At 68.2% G+C, this 20,664-nt stretch carries 10 protein-coding genes and 2 pseudogenes; 10 read left to right on the top strand and 2 right to left on the bottom strand.

Translation table 11 applies throughout. From position 1 onward, the window contains the following. From AB0H81_RS15650 to AB0H81_RS15605, 10 genes and pseudogenes are all read left to right on the top strand, one after another. A pseudogene (locus AB0H81_RS15650) lies at positions 1–95 on the top strand (zinc ribbon domain-containing protein); the annotation flags it as partial. Next, on the top strand, positions 68–925 hold the full coding sequence (locus AB0H81_RS15645; protein ID WP_358374588.1) for an ABC transporter permease subunit: 858 nt from the start codon (positions 68–70) through the stop codon (positions 923–925). The pseudogene AB0H81_RS15650 and the gene AB0H81_RS15645, both read left to right, overlap by 28 nt. Then, entirely contained in the window at positions 922–1,803 is an 882-nt protein-coding gene (locus tag AB0H81_RS15640) for a carbohydrate ABC transporter permease (protein WP_358374585.1), read from the top strand. Before AB0H81_RS15645 ends, AB0H81_RS15640 begins: the two co-directional genes overlap by 4 nt. Before the next feature lie 32 nt (positions 1,804–1,835). After that, positions 1,836–3,392 (top strand): ABC transporter substrate-binding protein, encoded by a 1,557-nt coding sequence (locus tag AB0H81_RS15635; RefSeq protein WP_358374582.1) that lies wholly within the window; start codon positions 1,836–1,838, stop codon positions 3,390–3,392. A gap of 5 nt (positions 3,393–3,397) precedes the next feature. Continuing rightward, positions 3,398–4,966 carry a glycoside hydrolase family 43 protein gene (locus AB0H81_RS15630; RefSeq protein ID WP_358374579.1) on the top strand — a complete coding sequence of 523 codons (1,569 nt, stop codon included), beginning with the start codon at positions 3,398–3,400 and terminating at the stop codon, positions 4,964–4,966. A 28-nt stretch (positions 4,967–4,994) separates the two neighbouring features. Beyond that, complete coding sequence (locus tag AB0H81_RS15625; protein ID WP_358374576.1) at positions 4,995–5,711, top strand: alpha/beta hydrolase; 717 nt, start codon at positions 4,995–4,997, stop codon at positions 5,709–5,711. Between the two features lie 221 nt (positions 5,712–5,932). After that, positions 5,933–6,433, top strand: coding sequence for a G/U mismatch-specific DNA glycosylase (mug, locus tag AB0H81_RS15620; protein ID WP_358374574.1), 501 nt, complete (start codon positions 5,933–5,935; stop codon positions 6,431–6,433). A gap of 321 nt (positions 6,434–6,754) precedes the next feature. Beyond that, positions 6,755–13,978 (top strand): LamG-like jellyroll fold domain-containing protein, encoded by a 7,224-nt coding sequence (locus tag AB0H81_RS15615; RefSeq protein WP_358374571.1) that lies wholly within the window; start codon positions 6,755–6,757, stop codon positions 13,976–13,978. Between the two features lie 931 nt (positions 13,979–14,909). Beyond that, the gene (locus AB0H81_RS15610) at positions 14,910–15,329 is read left to right on the top strand and encodes a hypothetical protein (RefSeq protein WP_358374569.1); all 420 of its coding nucleotides are present in this window, start codon (positions 14,910–14,912) and stop codon (positions 15,327–15,329) included. 311 nt (positions 15,330–15,640) lie between these two features. After that, a pseudogene (locus AB0H81_RS15605) lies at positions 15,641–17,011 on the top strand (BTAD domain-containing putative transcriptional regulator); the annotation flags it as partial. Positions 17,012–18,700: 1,689 nt separating this feature from the next. On the opposite strand, the gene AB0H81_RS15600 reads toward AB0H81_RS15605, so the two are convergent. Both AB0H81_RS15600 and AB0H81_RS15595 read right to left on the bottom strand, forming a co-directional pair. After that, on the bottom strand, positions 18,701–19,537 hold the full coding sequence (locus tag AB0H81_RS15600; RefSeq protein ID WP_358374566.1) for an ABC transporter permease: 837 nt from the start codon (positions 19,535–19,537) through the stop codon (positions 18,701–18,703). Further along, the gene (locus tag AB0H81_RS15595; RefSeq protein WP_358374564.1) at positions 19,534–20,571 is read right to left on the bottom strand and encodes an ATP-binding cassette domain-containing protein; all 1,038 of its coding nucleotides are present in this window, start codon (positions 20,569–20,571) and stop codon (positions 19,534–19,536) included. The genes AB0H81_RS15600 and AB0H81_RS15595 overlap by 4 nt, the downstream gene beginning before the upstream one ends. Positions 20,572–20,664 lie beyond the last annotated feature (93 nt).

Below are 20,664 nucleotides of genomic sequence, written 5' to 3'. Positions count from 1 at the left end.
AAAGCAAGGCCAAACGATACGGCCGCACCCTCGTGCGTGTGGATCGCTGGTTCCCCTCCTCGAAGTTATGCTCGGCCTGCGGGGCACTGGCCGAGACTGGGCCGGCCTGGTCGTGGCGTTCAAGGACTTCGACGTCTCGAAGGGCATCTTCGGCAGCGAGTGGAACGGGCTGGACAACTTCGCCTACTTCCTCGCCTCGGGCGACGCCGCCACGATCCTGTTCAACACGCTCTTCCTCAACGTGCTCTTCCTGACGGCCACCCTCGCCGCCGGGATCACGCTGGCCATCATGCTCAACGAGATCCGCGGCCGCTTCTTCAAACGGGTCTCCCAGTCGGTGATCTTCTTCCCGTACTTCGTCTCCCCGGTCGTGATCAGCATCATGCTGCAGGTCCTGCTGCAGGGGACGGGCACGGGGAGCGGCGCGGTCAACGACCTGCTGAACGTGTTCTCGCTGCCCACGGTCGACTGGTACAACGAGCCGGGACCGTGGCCGTGGATCCTCACCGTGGTCAAGGTCTGGCAGCTCGGCGGCTACATGAGCGTCATCTTCCTGGCCGCGATCACCGCCATCCCGGAGGAGGTCTACGAGGCCGGGATGATCGACGGCGCGTCACGGACGCAGATGGCCTGGCGCATCACGCTCCCGCTGCTGCGTCCCACGGCGGCCGTGCTGGTGGTGCTGGGCGTCGGCCGCATCTTCTACGGCGACTTCGGCACCATCTACGCCATCGTCGGCGACCAAGGCCAGCTCTTCGACAGCACCGACGTCATCGACACCTACGTCTTCCGCGCCCTGCGCGAGCTCGGCGACTTCGGCACCACCGCGGCCGTGGGCCTGTTCCAGTCGGTGGTGGGCTTCGTGCTGGTGGTGATCGCCGTGCTGATCCAGCGGCGCTACTCGAAGGAGACCAGCATCCTATGAGCGCACGTGCTGCGAACAAGACCAGGCTCGAACCGTTCACGATCGTCAGCATCGCCGGCGTCGCCGTCTTCGTGCTGCTCTGCGCGGTGCCGTTCTGGCTCATCATCGTGGGGTCGTTCACCGACGAGTCCAAGCTCGCCACCGACGGCTACAGCCTGTGGCCCGCGCCGTTCTCCCTGGCCGCGTACGCGGCCATCTTCACCGGGCCCGCGGTGCTGAACGCCTACGTCGCCAGCGTCTTCATCACCGTGGTCGGCTCCACCCTGTCCCTCGCGGCCACCTCCGGCATCGCCTGGGTGATCGCCCGCCGCCTGCCGTACGTGAGCCGGCCCATGACGATCTTCGCCTACCTGCCGATGCTCTTCACCGGCGGCCTCGTGCCGCTGTACCTGCTGGTGACGCAGTACCTGCACCTGCAGAACAGTTACTTCTCGGTCATCCTGCCGCTGCTGGTGGCGCCGTTCCTGGTCTTCATCCAGGTCAGCGCGTTCCGGCAGCTCCCGGAGGCGGTGTTCGACTCGGCCAAGGTGGACGGCGCCGGCGAGCTGAGGATCTTCTTCAGGATCGCGCTGCCGCTGTCCAAGCCGATCCTGGCCGTCGTCGGCCTGTTCTACGCCGTGCACTACTGGAACGACTGGTTCATGGCGCTGCTGTTCATCTCCGACGTCGAGAAGTACCCGCTGCCGCTCATCCTCCAGAACCTGATCTCCAACGTCTCGTTCACGCAGATGCTGCCCAACACCAGCGGGACGAGCATGCCCGTCTACCAGCTCCGGCTGGCCCTCACGGCCGTCACCATCGGCCCGATCCTGCTGGCCTACCCCTTCGCGCAGCGCTACTTCGTCAAAGGCATCACTCTCGGGGCCACCAAGGGCTGACGCCCCCCACCCCCCGATCACAAGGAGACATCGTGTCCGCTCACCCTCTGTCCCGCCGTAGCCTGCTGGCCGCGGCCGGCGGCCTGTCCCTGGCCGCCCTCACCGGTTGCGGCTCCTCCTCCAGCCAGTCCGGCGGCAGTACGGCCGGCGGGAAGGGCGGGACGCTCACCCTGCTGCTGCCCGGTGACGTGCCGGCCGGCTGGGCGGCCGTGGAGGCCCAGGTCAACAAGAAGCTCCAGGCCGAGCTGGGCTTCACCATCAAGCCGCAGTTCATCCCGTGGGCCAACTACGGCCAGCAGTCGCTGCTGAAGTTCACCGCGGGGGAGAGCTTCGACACCGCGTTGCAGGCCCGCTGGCTCAACATGACCCAGCTCGCGGCGGGCGGCTCCCTCGTCGAGCTCGGCAGCCTGCTCGGCGGCGGCAAGTACCCGAACCTGGCCGCCACCATCGACCCCAAGATCCTCGAGCTGAACCGCTGGTCCGGCAAGCTGTGGGGCCTGCCGCAGATCAACTCGGTCGCCCGCCTCCACCACTTCCTCATCCGCCAGGACCTGGCCGACAAGCACGGCCTGGGGCAGATCACCGACTTCACCGCGCTCGAACGCTACTGGTACACGATCAAGGAGAAGGAGAAGGGCCTCACCCCGATCGGGGTCAACTCCAGCATGCCCGATCTGCTGATCTCGGCCACCCCGGTCGGCTGGCTCAACCCGTACTCCTGGGAGAACCCGAACCAGAGCGGCGCCTCCTTCACCGGCAACTCGGTGCAGTTCATCTTCGCCGCCGACGCCAAGCAGGCCGGCTCCTCGCGCCCCGTGCCGTTCTGGGAGGCGCCCGGCATGATGGACGCGCTGCGCCTGGTCCGCAAGTACTACCTGGACGGCCTGATCAACAAGAACGCGCTGACCGTCGACACCAGCGCGCTAAAGTCGCAGGCCAAGGCCGGGCGGATCGCCACCACCTGGGTCATCACCGACGGCCTGTCCTCGGCGGACCTGGCCGAGCTGCAGAAGAACGTCTCCGGCGCGATGACCGCCAACGTCATGCCGATCCGCGACGGCGTCAAACCCCACCAGACGTTCCAGGCCGACAACATGGTGGTGCTCAACGTGAAGGGCCAGAACCACGAGAAGGCCCTGCAACTGGAGGACTGGGTCTCGATCAAGGACAACCACGACCTCCTCTCCTACGGCATCCCCGGCAAGGACTGGAACGCGATCGGCGACGACAAGTTCGAGGCGCTGACCCCCTACGCGTTCCCCGGCTTCGCGCTGTGCTGGCGCGCCCCGCTGGAGCGGCGCAACAAGCTCATGACCGAGTCCGAGGCCAAGTGGTTCGACTGGGCGCAGAAGACGGAGAACTTCACCGTCGACCCGTTCGCCGGCTTCGTCCCCGACCCTGAGCCGGTGAAGCGGGAGAACACGCAGGTCACGGCCGCCATGACGAAGTACGGCAACCCGCTGTTCGTCGGCGCCGTGGACGTGGACAAGGGGCTGGACGACCTCAAGCGGGCGCTGGACAAGGCGGGACTCGCCAAGCTCCAGGCCGAGATGGCCAAGCAGGCCGACGCCTACCTCAAGGGGCAGTGATCTTCTTGGACGGCCGTGTGATCCGCAACCCCGTCCTGCCCGGCTTCCACCCCGACCCGTCGATCCTGCGGGTCGGGGAGGACTACTACCTGGCCACCTCGACCTTCGAGTGGTACCCGGGCGTGCGCGTCCACCACTCGCGCGACCTGGTGCACTGGCGCCCGCTGGGCGGCGTCCTGACCGATCGCCGGCTGCTCGACCTGGTCGGGGTGCCGGACTCCGGCGGCGTCTGGGCGCCCGACCTGACCTACCACGACGGGCTGTTCCATCTCGTCTACGGCGTGATGGACAACTACGCCTTCGGCTTCAAGGACATCACCAACTTCCTGATCACCGCCCCCTCGATCGAGGGCCCGTGGTCGGACCCGGTCCGGCTGCCGGGCCGCGGCTTCGACGCGTCGCTCTACCACGAGGACGGCCGGAGCTGGCTGCTCAGCATGGTCTTCGACTCCAGGCCCGGCCGCGGGTTCGCCGGGATCGAACTGCGGCCGCTCGACGGGGGCGAACCCGAGCTGATCCTGCCGAACCGCGACGTCACCGAGGGGCCGCACCTGTACAAGGCCGACGGCTGGTACTACCTGATGGTGGCCGAGGGCGGCACCGGCTACCGGCACGGGATCACGGTGCTGCGTTCCCGCTCGATGTCCGGGCCGTACGAGGAGGACCCGGCGGGACCGATGCTGACCTCGCGGCACGACCCGGGCCTCGCCCTGCAGAAGGCCGGGCACGGCTGCCTGGTGCGGACGCGGACCGGCGAGTGGTACGTCGCCCACCTGGCGGCCCGGCCGTACCCCGGCGGCACGTGTGTGCTGGGGCGGGAGACGGCGTTGCAGCGCGTGACGTGGGTGGACGGATGGCCGCGGGTCCCGGGCGGGGTGCCGGCCGTGGAGGTACCCGCGCCGGGATCGGTTGCTGACAGCCCGGACCTGACCGACGCCCAGCCCCTTGGCGTCCTGGGACCGGAGTGGAGCACGCTGCGCCGTCCCGCCTCGCCGGACTGGCTGACCGCCGCCCCAGGCGGGCTCACCATCCAGGGCGGTCAGTCACCGTACGGCCTGCGCAGCCCGAGCCTCGTGGCCCGCCCGGTCACGGCGAGCACGTGCTCCCTGGAAGCCGTCATGCGGTTCACGCCCGGCAACGTCCACCAGACGGCCGGGATCACCGCCTACTACAACTCGCGCAACTGGCACTACCTCGCCCTGACCAGCGACGGGCTGGTGCTGACCACCAGCGACCGGGGCACGCGCACCGAACGCCGGCTCGGCGGCCCGGCGGGGGCGGAGGGGGCGGAGGGGGCGGAGGTCAGGCTGCGGGTCGAGTTCGACGGCCCGGTGGTGCGCTTCTTCGGTGCCCACCACGACCCGGAGCTTTTCGGCGCCCACCACGGCCGGGAGCTCGTCCACCTCGGCCCGGAGCTGGACGCGACCATCCTGTCGGACGAGCACGCCGACGAGCACATCGACGGCCATGTGCGCGCCTTCGGCTTCACGGGCGCGTTCGTCGGCTTCTGGGTCCAGGACCTGGCCGGCGAGGGTTGCGCCGCACGCTTCGAACAGATCTCCTACCGGACATGAGCGACGACCACGCCGGGCCCGCAGCGGCATGAGGCTGCACGTCGCAACCAGCGGCCACATCGGCTCCCCCCTCCTGTTGGTGCACGGCTGGGGCGGGGACCACCGGGCATGGCACACCCTGGACTTCGGGGAACGCCGGGTGATCGTCCCCGACCTGCGCGGCCACGGCCGCTCCCCGGCGCCGCCGACCGGCTACCGTCCCGCCGACCTGGCCGGTGACCTGCTGCCCCTCCTCGACGAGCCGGTGGTGGCCGTCGGTCACTCCATGGGCGCCCAGGTGGTGACCGCACTGGCGGTGGAGCACCCGGAGGCGGTCAAGGCGCTGGTCGTCATCGCCCCCGCGTACGGCGCGGACGACGAGGAGGAGCGGCTCATCCCCGGACGGCTGGCGGCGTTGCGCGCGGAGGGCGCCGCCGCGGCCCTGCGCCAGCTCGGGCCTTTGCCCGCACCGGTCACCGAGCAACTGCTGGCCACGCCGGGTCACGTGCTGGCCGAGTGCTACGCCGGCATGTACACGGAGCCGGGCGCGTTCGGCGTGCGCCCCGAATCCGCGCGCTACCTGGCCAGACGGACCTGCCCCGTGCTGGCCGTACACAATGTGCCGGAAGCGGCGCAGTGGGAGGCGAGCCTGCCCGGACAGCACCCGCGCTCGCGGACGGCGGTGTGGCCGGAAGCGGGACACTTCCTGCACGTGGAGCGTCCAGGGGCGTTCGTGGACCTGGTGACGTCGTGGTGGGACGAGTGACGTCGTGGTGGGACGGTGACATGACGTCGCGGTGAGACGACTGACGTCCTGGTTGGTGGACTGACGGCGACCGCCGCGACGCCGCGGGTCCGCCTGCCTATGCGGCTGCGCGGCTACGAAGGACGGCCTGGCTACGGAGGACCGCCTGGCCATGGGGGACCGCCCTGCCATCCGGACCATGCGGTTACCCGGGACCGGGCGGATCGACTACCCTCCGGGACGTGATCGACGACGTGCTCGGCCCCTCGCTGGACGTCCTGTTCTGCGGCATCAACCCCGGCCTCATGTCGGAGGCCACGGGCCACCACTTCGCCCGCCCCGGCAACCGCTTCTGGCCGGCCCTCCACCTGTCCGGCTTCACCCCACGCCTCCTCGCGCCGTCGGAACAGCACCTTCTCCCTTCGTACGGCCTCGGCATCACGAACGTCGTGGCGCGGGCGAGCGCGAAGGCGTCGGAGCTGACGCGGGAGGAGCTGGTGGAGGGCGGCCGCCGGCTGGAGGAGTTGGTGGCGCGCGTCAGCCCCAAGGTGCTGGCGGTGTTGGGGGTGTCGGCGTACCGGACGGCGTTCGCCCGTCCGAAGGCGGTGGTGGGGTTGCAGGGGGAGACGGTGGGCGGGGTGCCGGTGTGGGTGCTGCCGAACCCGAGCGGCCTGAACGCGCATTGGACGTTGGCGGGGATCGCGGACGAGCTGCGGCGGGTGCGCGAGCACATCGGGCGCTGAGGCGCTTTTTTGCGGTATCGCTCTGGGGCCAGAAGACGGCCCATGAGGGCGATTGTCTGGATCTCAGTTCGGGTGATCAAGAGCGGTAAGTCACCATCCGTGATCTTTGTATGACTTGATTCGATCTTGTGGCCGTTTCGGGTGGAAGTTGCGCTTTGCCCGTTTGAGTAAAGCGCTCCGAGCCGCGCGAGTCAGGGACCTTGTCATCTGGCCCAGACGGGGTGGAGCTTCGTCCGGCGTCCCGTGGGATGCCCTACGTGGTTCGGAGTGTGACGGCGTATGCGCCGGAGTTTGTCATGGGCTCGTTTCCGGGCTGCGCTCGTGCTCGTCGGCCTGCTCCCGGGGCTGATGGTCACGATGTCGGAGCCGGCGCAGGCCGTTGCCGCATTCTCCGCCGTGGTGAGCCAGGAGCGGGTTGAGACGCCCAGGCAGATGGCCGGTACTACGACAGGGGCCCTGCCGCCGCTGACGCCTACGACGGCTGTGTGGCAGCCGCAGTCACGGAGTGCCGACAAGCAGCCTCCCAAGGGTGCGTTGCCGCTGGAGCGTGGGCGTGATGAGGCGCCGGTGCGCCCCAAAAAGCGGGACTTGCCCAGCGGGGTGGCGCGTGCCGAGCAGTTGGACGCCGGTTGCTGCTCGCCGTTCATCGAGGACAGGTTCCCGCTGCACGGGGCCCTGGTGGGGACCCTCACGCCCACGATGACGGCCTATGTCGCCGGCTCGGACGGGATTGACTACACGTTCAACGTTTGTGATTCCTGGCTGATGGAGGACGGCTTCTGTGTCTCCTCGGGCGTCCTCAGTGATGTCCACACCTGGCGCGTGCCCGCGGGCAAGCTGGAATGGGGCAAGGAGTACTACTGGCAGGTCATCGCGAAGAATCGCCTGACTACGGCGATCACCACGAGTGATACCTACACGTTCACCACCGGAGTGCGGCAGCCGGTGATGGGGTCGCAGCTCTCGGCGCGTGGAGTGAACGGCCAGGAGTTCAACCAGTTGTCGGGGAACTACACGACCGCGTTCACCGACGCTCAGGTGACGGCGGCCGGACCGCCGCTGTCGGTCGTGCGCTCCTACAACACGCTGGATGTGCGCGTGGACGGCATGTTCGGCGCGGGCTGGTCGACTCACTGGGACATGAAGATCGTTCGTGAGCCGAAGTCGCTGCTTGTGACGCAGGCCGACGGCCGCGTGTCCCGATTCGCGCCCAAGGGAGACGGCACCTTCCAGCCGCCGCCAGGCATGCACGCCACCCTCGCCGAACAGCAGGGCGGCGGATGGCGGCTGATGGACAAGTCCTCGACGTCGTACCTGTTCGACGCGGCGGGGCGGCTGGTGAAGATCCGGGACGGGCGGGGGCGTAGCCAGGATCTGGTCTACGGGTCCAACGGCCGGCTGGAGTCTGCGAGTGTCGCGGGCCGGACTCTGCGGTTCGGCTGGACGGGTGCGCACGTGACGAGCGTGTCCACCGACGCGGTGGACGGCAAGGCGTTGACGTGGACGTACGAGTACGACGGGGATCGTCTGACGGCCTCGTGTTCTCCCACGGCGACTCCCAACTGCACGCGGTACGGATACGGCAGCGGGTCGGCTTATCGGTCGACAATCCTTGACTCCGATCCGTACGGTTACTGGCGATTCAACGAGACGACCGGTACAGACACTGCCAACCTCGGCTGGGGCGCCGGGCCCGCCACCTACACCAATCCGTCGCTGGCGCAGCAGGGCGCGCTGGCCGGTACGGGCGACACCGCGGTGCATTTCGACGCGGGTGAGCTTTACGACGGCGAGGTGAGGCTGCGGGACAACGTCATAGCACGCCTGGCCGGCCAGTTGTCGGTGGAGACGTGGTTAAAGACCACCAAACCGGGCGTGGTGTTCTCCTCCGGCGGCTCGGGTTCCTCCGATGGGGCGATCTACATCGGCACCGATGGAAAGCTGCGGGGGCAGTTCCGGTCGCTTGAAGAGAACGACGACGACGTGTGGTACACGCCGATCACGAGTGCGGGCACCGTGACCGACGGGCGTTGGCATCATGTCGTGCTCACGGCTGACGAGGGTTCCGATCGGTTGTACCTGGACGGGAAGCCGGTAGGGACCCTGCAGACGCCTCGGGACATCTATTCGTGGTCGTCCGAGGCCCGCTTCGCGGGTGGACAGCTGGGGTGGCGCTGGCCAGCGGAGAGCAGCAGCTTCCAGGGAGAGCTGGACGAGGCGGCGGTGTACGACCGGCCGCTGACGCAGGCCGAGGTGGAGGTTCACTACGCGGCCCGGCTTGAGGCGCCGAACAAACTGACCAAGATCACCTTACCGTCGGGGCGGGTGTGGGCGAGCAACATCTACGACGCCGCCACCGACCGCATCAAGACGCACACCGACCAGCACGGCGGCACATGGCAGATCGCCGCTCCTGTCATCGACTACAACGTGGGCACGTCGACGGTCACGGTGACGGACCCCAACAACAAGACCATCAAGACCGTTCACGACGGCTGGCGCGACAATCGGATCGTCTTCGTGACGGATCAGCTCGGGTACGAGACCGCCTACGACTACGACACAGGCGGTTTCCGGGCTCAGGTCATCGACGCGAACTACAACCAGTTCACCTGGGCCAACGACGAGCGTGGCAATCCGATCAGCAGCACGTCGTGTCGCGGCTCGAACGACTGCCAGACCGCGTACGCCACGTACTACCTGAAAGCAGACGACGAGTTCGACCCGCGCAACGACCGGCAGCTGACCTCTCGCGACGCGCGCTCGTCGAGCCAGACCGACAACACCTACGCCACCACCTACGAGTACAACAGCTACGGCGAGCAGACCAAGCAGACGACGCCGGCCACAGCGGACTTCCCCAACGGCCGCTCGGTGACGATCGCCTACACCGACGGCACAGAACCGGCGATCAACGGCGGGACCACTCCGGCCGGCCTGGTGGCGAAGAAGACCGACGCGCGGGGCAACGCATGGACGTACCGGTACACGGCGGCGGGTGATCTGGCCGAGCAGACGAACCCGGCCGGTCTGGTGACGAAGCTGGAGTACGACGCGATCGGCCGGTTGTCGGCGTCCACGCAGGTGTCGCAGGCGCATCCGGGCGGGGTGAAGACGACGTTCACCTACGACGGGCTGGGCCGGTTGGTGACGCAGACCGAGCCGGGGGTGAAGAACGAGGTCTCCCAGGTCACGCACACCAAGCAGACGACGTTCGGCTACGACCCGGACGGCAACAAGCTGAGCGAGAAGGTAGCCGACCTGACCGGCGGTGACGCGGAGCGGACCACGGTCTACACCTATGACGGCCAAGGCCGGTTGGAGACGACCACCGACCCGGAGGGCGGGGTGGTCCGGCAGGCGTGGAACACCGTCGGCCTGGTGGTGCGGGTGACGGACGCGCGCGGCACGGTGATCGAGAACGGTTACACCAACCGTGGGCAGCTTGCGACGCGCACGGTGAAGGGATGGACGGGCAGCCCGGTCAATCCGCAGCCTGCCAAGGACGTGCTGCTGGAGTCGTACTCCTACGACGCGGCCGGCCGGTTGGTGGCTCAGTCCGATGCGATGGGGCGTAAGACGTCTTTCGAGTACTACAACGACAATCTGCTGTACAAGAAGATCGCCGACGATGTGAAGCTGAACGATCCCACGGCGTCGCCACGTGATGTGGTGCTGGAGAAGCACGCGTATGACGCGGCGGGTAACCGTACGAGCCTGGTCACGCCGAACGGGATGACGTCGGTGGAGACCGTGGCGACGCAGTACGTCTATGACGCCGCATCCCGTCTGGCGTCGCAAACGCTCAGTCCGGGAGGCCTGAACCGCAAGACCGCATTCGTGTACGACGCGAACGGCAACGTGCTGCGCAAGACGCTGACCGGCTCGGGCACGTCCCGCTCCGAGGTGACCGAGTACGTCTACGACAAGATGAACCTGGCAACCAAGACGACGGTGGAGAACGGCGCCGACGATCTCGTCTCCACCTCCGACTATGACGACCGGAGCCTGGTCGTCGCCACCACGGACCCACGCGGCAACGCCACCGGGGCGGACAAGGCCGCCTTCACTTCGACGTTGCGCTATGACGCGCTGGGTCGGCTGGTGGAGGCGACGGGTCCGCAGGTGAAGGTGGACAAGGCCGGCTCGTCCAGCGATGCGCGGCCATCGGCCCGCTACGGCTACGACGCCTTCGGCGGGACGACCCATGAGCGGGATGCGGAGGGCCGTACGATCACGTCGGTGTTCGACAAGGCGGGTCGTCTGGCGAGCAAGAGCGCCCCGCCGTACACGCCGCCGGGTGGGACCGCGATCACGCCGACCACCTCGCACGGCTACGACAAGGCCGGTCAGTTGATCCGCACCACCGATCCGCGCGGCTACACCAGCACGTTCGAGTACGACCAGCTGGGTCGTCAGGTGCGGGTGACGGACCCGGCGCCGGAAGGTGAGACGCCGGGCCGGTGGGTGGCTGAGTACGACATGGCGGGCGAGCAGCTCGCGGCCGTGGATCCGACCGGCGCGCGGAGCCAGGCGACCTACGACGATCTGGGACGCAAGATCACCGAGACGCAGGTGGAGCGTAAGCCGTCCGCCGCGGCCTACATCACGAAGCTGGAGTACGACGACGCGGGCCGCCTGGTCAAGTCGGTGGCTCCGGGTAACCGGACCACCACGTTCAAGGTGAACGCGGCCGGCGAGGTGACCGAGCAGACCGACCCGGCCGCCAACACCACGACCATGGACTACGATCCGGCCGGGCGGCCGACCAAGACCACCAACGTGGCGCTCACCACGGCGACGCTGGCCGAGTACGACCTGGCCGGCCGCAAGACCGCGTTCAAGGACCTGAAAGGCGCGACGGTGCTCCGCACGATGAGCACCGGCTACGACCCGGCCGGCAACCCCATCACCCTCACCTCTGGCGAGGGGCACGTCACCAAGCAGACCTTCGACGCCCTCAACCGGCTCACCAGCCTGATCGAGCCGGTCAAGGACGGCGAAACCATCACCACGTCGTTCGGCTACGACGCCACCGGCGCCCGCACCCGCCTCACGGACGGCCGCGGGAACGCCACCTGGACCACCTACAACACCCTCGGTCTGGTGGAGACGATGACAGAGCCGTCCACCACCGCCCACCCGGACGCTGCAGACCGCACCTGGACAGCCGTCTACGACCAGGCCGGCAACCCCACCGCGCTCATCCAGCCCGGCGGGGTCCGCATCGACCGCACCTTCGATCACCTCGGCCGCCTGACCAAGGAGACCGGCGGCGGTGGCGGATCGGCCAGCGCCGAGCGCAGCTTCGGCTACGACCTGGCCGGCCGCCAGACCACGATCGGTGACCTGACGATCGACTACAACGACCGTGCTCTCCCGTTGTCGATCAAGCGGGGTACCGCCCAGCAGACCGGCTACAGCTACGACGAGTTGGGCAACCCCACCCAGCGCGTGGACGCGGCCGGCACGGCCACCTTCACCTGGGACAACGCCGGCCGGTTGTGGACGGCGACGGACCCGGTCACCACCCGCAAGATCACCTACGACTACGACCAGGCCAACCGCGTCAAGACGATGACCGCCAAGGTCGGCACCACCTCAGCCGACACCCAAGCCTTCACCTACGACGACATGGACCGCCCCAAGACCCACACCCTCAAGTCGAGCACGGGCTCCCAGTTGGCGCAGATTACCTACGGCTGGGACAAGGACGACAACCTCACCACCAAGACCACCGCCGGCCTCGCGGGTGCCGGTACGAACACCTACGGCTACGACCATGCCGGACGGCTCACCTCCTGGACCGTCCCCGGCGGAGCCCAGACGTTGTACGAGTGGGACGCGGCCGGTAACCGCACCAAGGCCGGTGACAAGACCTACACCTACGACGAACGCAACCGCCTCACCTCAGGCGACGGCTCGACCTACACTTACACCCCGCGCGGCACCATGGCCACCGAGACCAAGAACGGCGCCACGACCCAGCTCACCTTCGACGCCTTCGACCGCCTCATCGGCGACGGCGACAGCCTCTACAGCTACGACAGCCTCGACCGCGTCACCACCCGCACCCGCGGCACCACCAAGCAGACATTCGCCTACACCGGCCTGACCAACGACCTGGCCGCCATCAGCGACACCAGCGGCGCAGTCCAGGCCAAGTACGGCCGCGACGCATTCGGCGGCCTCCTCGGCCAGAAGGAAGGCACCAATCCCGCCGTCTCCACCATGAACGACCTGCACAACGACCTCGTGGCCACCTACACCAGCACCGCCCTGGCGACCAGTACCGCCTACGACCCCTTTGGTTCCGTTACCGCCGAGACCGGCGCCAAGAACCTCCTCGGCTACCAGGGCGCCTACACCGACCCGGACACCGGCAAGGTCAATATGCACGCCCGCTGGTACCAGCCAGGAACAGGATCCTTCACCAGTCGCGACACCGCCACCCTCACCCCCAACCCCTCCGTCCAGGTCAACCGCTACACCTACGCCAACGCCTCCCCCCTCACCGGCATAGACCCCACCGGCCACGAAAGCATCGTCGTCTCTGGCGACGCGGTCGGCGGCACCTGGAAATCCCCCTACAGTCCAGGCGGCTACCAAACAGCCGCCGACTACTACCCTCAAGTCGGTGGTGCAGGTACACCCTACGGCCCCGTGCGCGACGACTACCAAATCGGAGATTGCTTAGCTTGTGTAAGTGCAGACCAAGTCGTGTGGGGCGCCGTCACCGTCATGACCAAGGAAGAAATGAAAAGGCAAGGTGTTCTGCCTAACGGATGGATCACTCCTAAAGGTTTTTGGGACCTTGACAAGAAAGCGCGCGAGGAGATCATCCAAATGGCTTATGCGGGAGTTTCCACTGAGAGGCTTGATGCCCTTTGGCGAAAGATGAAAATGGCGTCATCTGCTAGCGGCGCGTCGCGTAATGTGTCGCGCGCGGAGGTGGAGCGGGCGCTTGTGCAGAACGAGAAGTTGGAGTTTGATCTTCAGAAGTGTCACTCTCATCTCGATGACAAGGGTTGCAGAAAGCTAATAGAGGACGAGTGGGAATCTTGGCGTCGACTGTTCTGCGGCAACAGCAGATTCACCCCGAGCTGCACGGCTACACCGGCTGCAAAGGCGGTGGCGAAGATCTCGGGCATTCCCGTAAAGCTGTTCGAGTTTCTTGGGACGCAGGTCACTTTCATAAGCAATGCGGAATTCAATAAGCGTCTGGTTCGGTGGGCGAGGGACCAGGGAGGAAAATGCTCAAACAAGGGCCCGGGCACTCTGTACGTATGTACAGGACTCAAGTCAGGAGTCCACTTTGGGCGTGCCGCTACGACCTTGGGTAACGTAGTTCTCACCGGCAATGCACCCTCCCCCTCTCTCTTGAAGCACGAAGCGGAACATGCACGGCAATGGAACTGGTACTATTCGCGTACTAATTACTGGCCTACATACTTGGTTTACTACCTCGACCAGGACAAGCTGAACCCATGCAACAACAAGTACGAACAGCAAGCCGATGCCGTGTCGGCGACGTATAAGTGCTAAGGGGTGGCAATCATGGATAAGGCGGTATGGCGTGGATTCGGCGGTCATGTTCGGGCCTTGGCGCTGGGGTCGCTCTTGATGTCTGTGACCGTTTCGTGCAGCCTGGACATTCCCCTGCTCGGTGACCATGCCCCGCGGCCCATCGGAATCGGTCTCACGGAGCAGGGGAATCTCGAATTTCTTGTCCAGCTCTGTCCAGGAGAGAAGCTTTCTCTCCTTGCGGTAGTCGATAACGAGACGCTACGTCCTGCATGGAAGGTGTCTCAAGCCACTGGGCCTATAAGGGAGGGGGGCTCGATAGTTTTGGGCGAGACGGCAGGGTTTGCGAAGATTGATACTCCCCTGAGACTGCCGCTCCCATCTCATGTTGCCGTCTCGGCACAACTGGTGGGAGGCCTGTGGATAGAAAGCGTGTTTTCTCCCGCCAGCGTGTCAAAGGGTGTAGCCGGTACGGACATGGTGTTAGATCAAGAAGGTCGCAAGATGTCAAAGGGCGAGTTTAGGCAAAGGATCGGCAAGCAATACTGTTAACCTATAGCCTAGAGTCGCGGCGCCCCAGCCAAGCGCTTTGCCTACATTCTCGGTGCAGGTCGCCCCCATTCCGCAGTTCGTAGACAATACGCCGCGAGCTCGGGATCAAGGCGACCAGGAAAGTGGGCTTTCCGGTCGGCGCGCTTCCATGCTGTCGCAATAACATTTGTACTAATGCCGGCGCAGTCGTGGGCGCTGCGTCTATTGTCTGTTGGCCCTATTGTGCTCGTCGCCTACCAGTACTACCGCATGACCGCGTTGATGGCGTGAACGAGATGAGGATAACTTCTCGACTGAAGGTGAGGGCTTGAGGGGCGCCAGCCACCGTAGATAAAGACATTGTTGCGAGGTCGATTAGCCGTGCTTGCCTCCGGCGGCGGATCTGCGAGCATCGTCAACTGTGCCCGAGCGTTTCCTCGCGATGACGCTCGCCGTATGCCTGGCCGTCTCGGCCTGCGCCGTCGACTCCCGGAGCGCGGAATACGCATGCGTGGCGCAAGCTTCCACGGAGATGGAGGAGTTGCGCGATGCGGTGTCCGCCTCCCTGCCCTTCGAGGTGGCCGAGACTTTCCAGGGGAACCACAGTTGTGACTCGGGGGCCAAGGGCGGCTGGGTCTCCTTCGAGGCTGATCGCTCGGTGTCCGGCTACGCATTGCTGCAGAAGTTTCGTGACAAGGGATGGGATGTCGTCGACATGCGGCGCGACGACTGTGTGGCCTGTGTCGCCGGTGTGAGCAAGACGATCGACGGGAAGCTGGTCGAGGTGACCGTCATGGATCGTCCCGGGGCCTCGCTCGAAGTGATGGCGAGCCACTCGTAGGGCGGGTCCTGGCACTCCAGCTGGTCGCCTCCGCCAACCGCCAGCCGTTCTTGCGCTCGATCGGGACAAGCCCGCTGCCGGACATCATCGACCTCCGCGCTCACTCGTCCGTAAGCCGCTCGCTCGTCCGTAGGCCGCTCGCTCGTCCGTAGGCCGTTCGCTCGTCCGTAGGCCGTTCGCTCGTCCGTAGGCCGTTCGCTCGTCCGTAAGCTGAGGGTGTGTCCCCCGCACTGGTTCTGCTCGACGGCGTCCGCTGGCGGGGCGCGCGTGTGGTCGGCGATCGCGCGCAGACCCTGCTGGCCGTGCTCGCCATGCACGGGCGTGCGGGGGTCGGTGACGAGCGGCTGGTCGAGGAGTTGTGGCCGGACGAGGCGCCGGTCAACCCGACGAAGGCACTGCAGGTGGTCGTCTCGCGGACCAGGGCGGCGACCTGCGCCGACGCCGTGGAACGCATGCCGCGTGGTTACCGGCTCGGGCTGTCCGCCGGTCAGGTGGACGCGCTGCTGCTCGGCGCGCTGGTGGAACAGGCGCGGGCCGCGCTGGCGGAGGGCGACGTGGCGCTCGCGCGTCGCCGCGCCGAAGACGCCATGGCGCTCATGGCCGGTGGTGTGGACGGCGCCACGGGCGCGCTCGCCGAGCTGAGGGGCGTCGCGGCGGGGCGGGTGGCCGAGGCGCGACGGGTGGCGGCGATCGCCCAGGGGCGCGGCGGCGCTCACGAGGGCGCGCTGCCGCTGCTGGAGGAGGTCGCGGCAGAACGGCCGCACGACGAGGAGCTGCTCGCCTGCCTGCTGCGCAGCGAGGCCGCCGTACGTGGGATCGCCGCCGCTCTGGAGCGGTACGAGCGGTATCGCGCGGGCCTGGTCGCGCGGCTGGGCACGGAACCGGGGCCTGAGCTCGCCCGCGTGTACGCCGAGCTGCTCGTCGCGGATCGGCCGGTACGCGCGGGCATCCTGTTCGACGGTTCCTCGCTGCTCGGCCGCGACCGCGACATCCGCGCGGTGCACGCCCTGTTGCAGACCGACCGGGTCGTCTCCATCGTCGGCCCCGGCGGGCTGGGCAAGACGCGGCTGGCTCATGTCGTCGGCAGGAACGCCGCGCAGCCCGTCGCGCACTTCGTCGAGCTCGTCGGCGTCTCCTCGCCGGAGGGCGTGGTGGGCGAGGTGGGCTCGACGCTCGGGGTACGGGACTCGGTCAGCGGGCGTCGTGCCCTGACCGCAGAGCAGCGCTCCGACGTCCGCGCCCGGATCGCCCAGCATCTCGACCAGGCTCCGGCGCTGCTGATCCTGGACAACTGCGAGCACCTGATCGAGGCCGTCGCCGACCTGGTGGCGTTCCTGACCGTGACGACCCGCGACCTGCGGGTGCTCGTCACCTCGCGCGCCCCTTTGTCGATTCCCGCCGAACGCGTCTACCTGCTCGGCGAGCTGCTCACGGGCGACGCGGTGGAGTTGTTCCGGCAGCGCGCCACGGCCGCCCGCCCGGGTGTCCGGATCGACGAGGGAGTGGTGGAGGACGTCGTCGCCCGCCTCGACGGGCTGCCGCTCGCGATCGAGCTGGCCGCGGCCAAGGTGCGGGTCATGTCGGTGGAGGAGATCGCGCGGCGCCTGGCGGACCGGTTCACCCTGCTGCGCGGCGGGAACCGGACCGCCCCCGACCGGCACCGGACGCTGCTCGCGGTCATCGACTGGTCGTGGAATCTGCTGGACGAGCCCGAACGGCGGGCGTTGCGGTGGTTGTCGCTGTTCGGCGACGGGTTCACGCTGGCGGCGGCCGAACACGTCCTCGGCCCGGACGCCCTGCACGCCGTGGACGCGCTGACCGAGCAGTCGATGTTGAGCGTCCGCGAGACGGCGTACGGCCTCCGCTACCGGATGCTGGAGACCGTCAGGGAGTTCGGCCGGATGCGGCTGGAGGAGGCCGGCGAGGAGGAGCCCGCCCGGGCGGCGCAGCGGGCCTGGGCGACGGCGTACGCCCTGGAGCACGCCACCGAGCTGTTCGGCCCGGAGCAGTTCGCGGCGGCCGACGCGTTGCGCGCCGAGGAGGGCAACCTCGCCGACCTGCTCCGGCAGGCCCTCGGCGAGGCCGATCCCGTCACGACGATCCAGTTGCTGGCCGGCCTCGGCGCGCTGTGGGCGGTCCGCGGCGACCACCCCCGGATCCTGGTCCTCCGGGACGCGATCAGGCAGGTGATCACGGGTTGGGCGCCGCCGCCGCACCTCGTCGAGGTCACCAGGGGCGCCATGCTGGTCACGCTCATGAACGTCGTGATCATCACCGACCGCCGCGGCGATCCGCTGCGCGACCTCCTCCGTGAGCTGCCGACCAGCGACGCGACGGATCCCCGCGTGGCGGCGATGGCCACGGTGGTGCTCGCCTGCGACACGGCCGACGGCGCCGACGTACGCGACCGGCTGGCGACGTTGCGCGGGAGCGACACCCCCGAGGTGGCCGCCGCGGCGACGCAGATGAGCGTCCACGTCCTGGAGAACGCGGGCGACGTGACCGGGGCGAGGGCGGCCGCCGAGCGGGCCCTGACGATGCTCCGCGACGACGACGGGCCGTGGTTCGCCGCGGTCAACCATGCCGTGCTGGCCCACCTGGTCATGCAGCTCGGCGACCGCCGGCGGGCGGTCCGGCACGCGCGGGCCGCCATCCCGGTGATGAGCCGGCTCGGCGCCACCGACGACGAGACCCAGCTGCGCTCGCTGCTGCTGGTCTCCGCGCTCGCCGACGGCGACCTCGACACCGCGGAGGCCGAGTTCGCCGAGATCACCCGGATCAACGACACCGAGGCGGTGCTCGGCGGGGTGGCCATCGTCTCGCTGTGCGCTGCCGAGCTCGCCCTCGCCCGCGGCGAGACGGCCGCCGCGCTCGCGGAATACCGCCGGGCCGTCGAGCGGACACGCGACCTGCTCCTGCCCGGGGTGCCGCGCGCCGAGGTCATGCCGTGGACGCTCGTCGCGGAGTCGGTCGCCCTGACGGCGTACGCGTATCACGCCACGCCGGAGGACGTCCGGTACGGCGAGGAGCTGTTCTCCGCCGTCCGGGGCTACGACGTGCTGGCCGTGGAGAGTCCCGTTCTCGACTTTCCGCTGTGCGGTGCGGCGCTCTTCGCTCTCGGCGCCTGGGGGTTGCTGCGGGGAGCCATGGCCCCTCGCGACGCGATCAGGCTGCTGGTGCTGGCCGAGCGGTTCGCGTACAACACCGTCATGCCCAGCATGACGTTCAAGCGGATCGAAGCGTACGCGGAGCGGGCCGCGCCCGGGACGATCGCCGGCACGCGGGCCGAGTACGGCGACCGGCGCGGCCCCGACCTGCTCGACGAGGCACGCGGTCTCGTCGAGCGGGTCGCCGGCTCTGACGGGCGCAGGTCACATGTGCCGCTTGTAGCTGCGCACCGACAGCGGCGCGAAGACCGCGATGACGATCAGGCACGCCAGGAGCGTCCAGGCCACCGCTCCGCTGACGTGCGCGCTGTTGGCGAGGTCGCGGGTGGCCGTGACCAGGTGTGAGACCGGGTTGACCCGGACGAACGCGGCCAGCCAGCCGGGCAGGGTCTCGACGGGGACGAACGCGTTCGACAGGAACGTCAGCGGAAACAGGATCATCATGGAGATGCCCTGCACCGCCTGGGCGCTCCGGGCGATCGTGCCGACCCAGGTGAAGACCCACGCCAGCGACCAGCCCGTGCAGATCGCCAGCAGGATCGCGGCGAGCACGCCGACCACCCCGCCGCCCGGGCGGTAGCCCATCACCAGGCCCATGCCGAAGGTCAGAGTGGCCGCGATCGTGTAACGCAGCAGGTCGGCCACCATCGGGCCGGCGAGCGGCGCGATCCGGGCGATCGGCAACGACTTGAACCGGTCGAAGACGCCCTTCTCCATGTCCTCGCGCAGTTGCGTGCCCGTGGCCATGCACGTCGTCAGCACGGTCTGGGCGAGGATGCCGGGAATCATCAGGGGAAGGTAGCTCTGCACGTCGCCGGCGATGGCGCCGCCGAAGATGAAGGCGAACATCGCGGTGAACAGGATGGGTTGCAGCGCCACGTCGAAGAACTGCTCCGGGTTGCGGCGCATCTTCTTGAGCGCCCGCCATGCCATCGTCAGGGTCTGGCCGAGCGTCTCCCCCAAGGAGACGCGACGCCTGGCGGCCGCCACGCGGTCGGCGGCCCGGACCGTCTCACGGGCGGGGGCGATCATGGTGCTCATCGGTTCTCCTCCGTGCCGGTCTCGTCGTCCGTGCCCGTCTCGTGGTCCGTCTCGTGGCCGGTGAGGGCGAGGAACACCTCGTCCAGGCTGGGCTTGGCCACGCTCACCGAGGAGATCGACACTCCGGCGGTGCGCAGCGCGATCAGTACGTCCGCGGCCAGGTCGGCCTGGTCGAGGGCGACGTTGAGGCGGCCCTGCTCCGGGCTGAGGACCGGCTCGGAGCCGAGGACGCGCCGCACGACCTCCACGGCGGCGGGCACCTCGCCCGGCTCGGCGAGCAGCAACTGGAGGGTGGAGTTGCCGACCGCGGTCTTCAGCTCGTCCGGGGTGCCCTCGGCGACTTTGCGGCCGTGGTCGATGACGGCGACGCGATCGGCGAGCTGGTCGGCCTCGTCCAGGTACTGCGTGGTCAGCAGCACCGTGCAGCCGTCGGCGACCAGACCGCGGATGGTGTCCCACATCTGGCCGCGTGTGCGCGGATCGAGACCGGTGGTCGGCTCGTCGAGGAAGATCAGCGGTGGCCTCGTGATCAGGCTGGCCGCCAGGTCGAGGCGCCGGCGCATGCCGCCGGAGAACTGCGCGATCGGTCTGTCGGCGGCCTCCTCCAGGCCGAACTGGCCCAGCAGCTCGGTGGCGATGCGCCGGGCCCGCGGCGCGGCCACGCCCTGCAGGCGGCTGAAGAGCCACAGGTTCTCGCGGGCGGTCAGGTTCTCGTCGACGGACGCGTATTGGCCGGTGACGCCGACGAGCTGACGGATCACGTGCGGGTTGCCGGCCACGTCGACCCCGAAGATCTCGGCACGGCCCGCGTCGATCGTCGACAGGGTGGCCAGCATCCGCAGGGTGGTGGTCTTGCCGGCCCCGTTCGGGCCGAGGACGCCGAAGATCTCGCCGGGGCGCACGTCCAGGTCGATGCCGTCGACGGCACGGTGCCGGCCGAACGTCTTGACCAGCCCCTGCGCATGTACGGCCGGCTCGGTGCCCTCGTCGGGGGCCGGACCGGCCCCGGTACGTCCGAGTTCTGTGATGCTCATGGCTTCACTCTCGGCGGCGCCGGTTTCACGGCACCCTCGACCGGGTTTCACCGGTTGCCGGCAGGAGCCCCGGAGAGGGGACGGCCCCTCGGT

This window comes from Nonomuraea sp. NPDC050691, from assembly GCF_040654455.1.
Classification (GTDB): Bacteria; Actinomycetota; Actinomycetes; order Streptosporangiales; family Streptosporangiaceae; genus Nonomuraea.
Note: the sequence above shows the minus strand (reverse complement) of the source record. Positions and strands in the feature narration are given on the sequence as shown.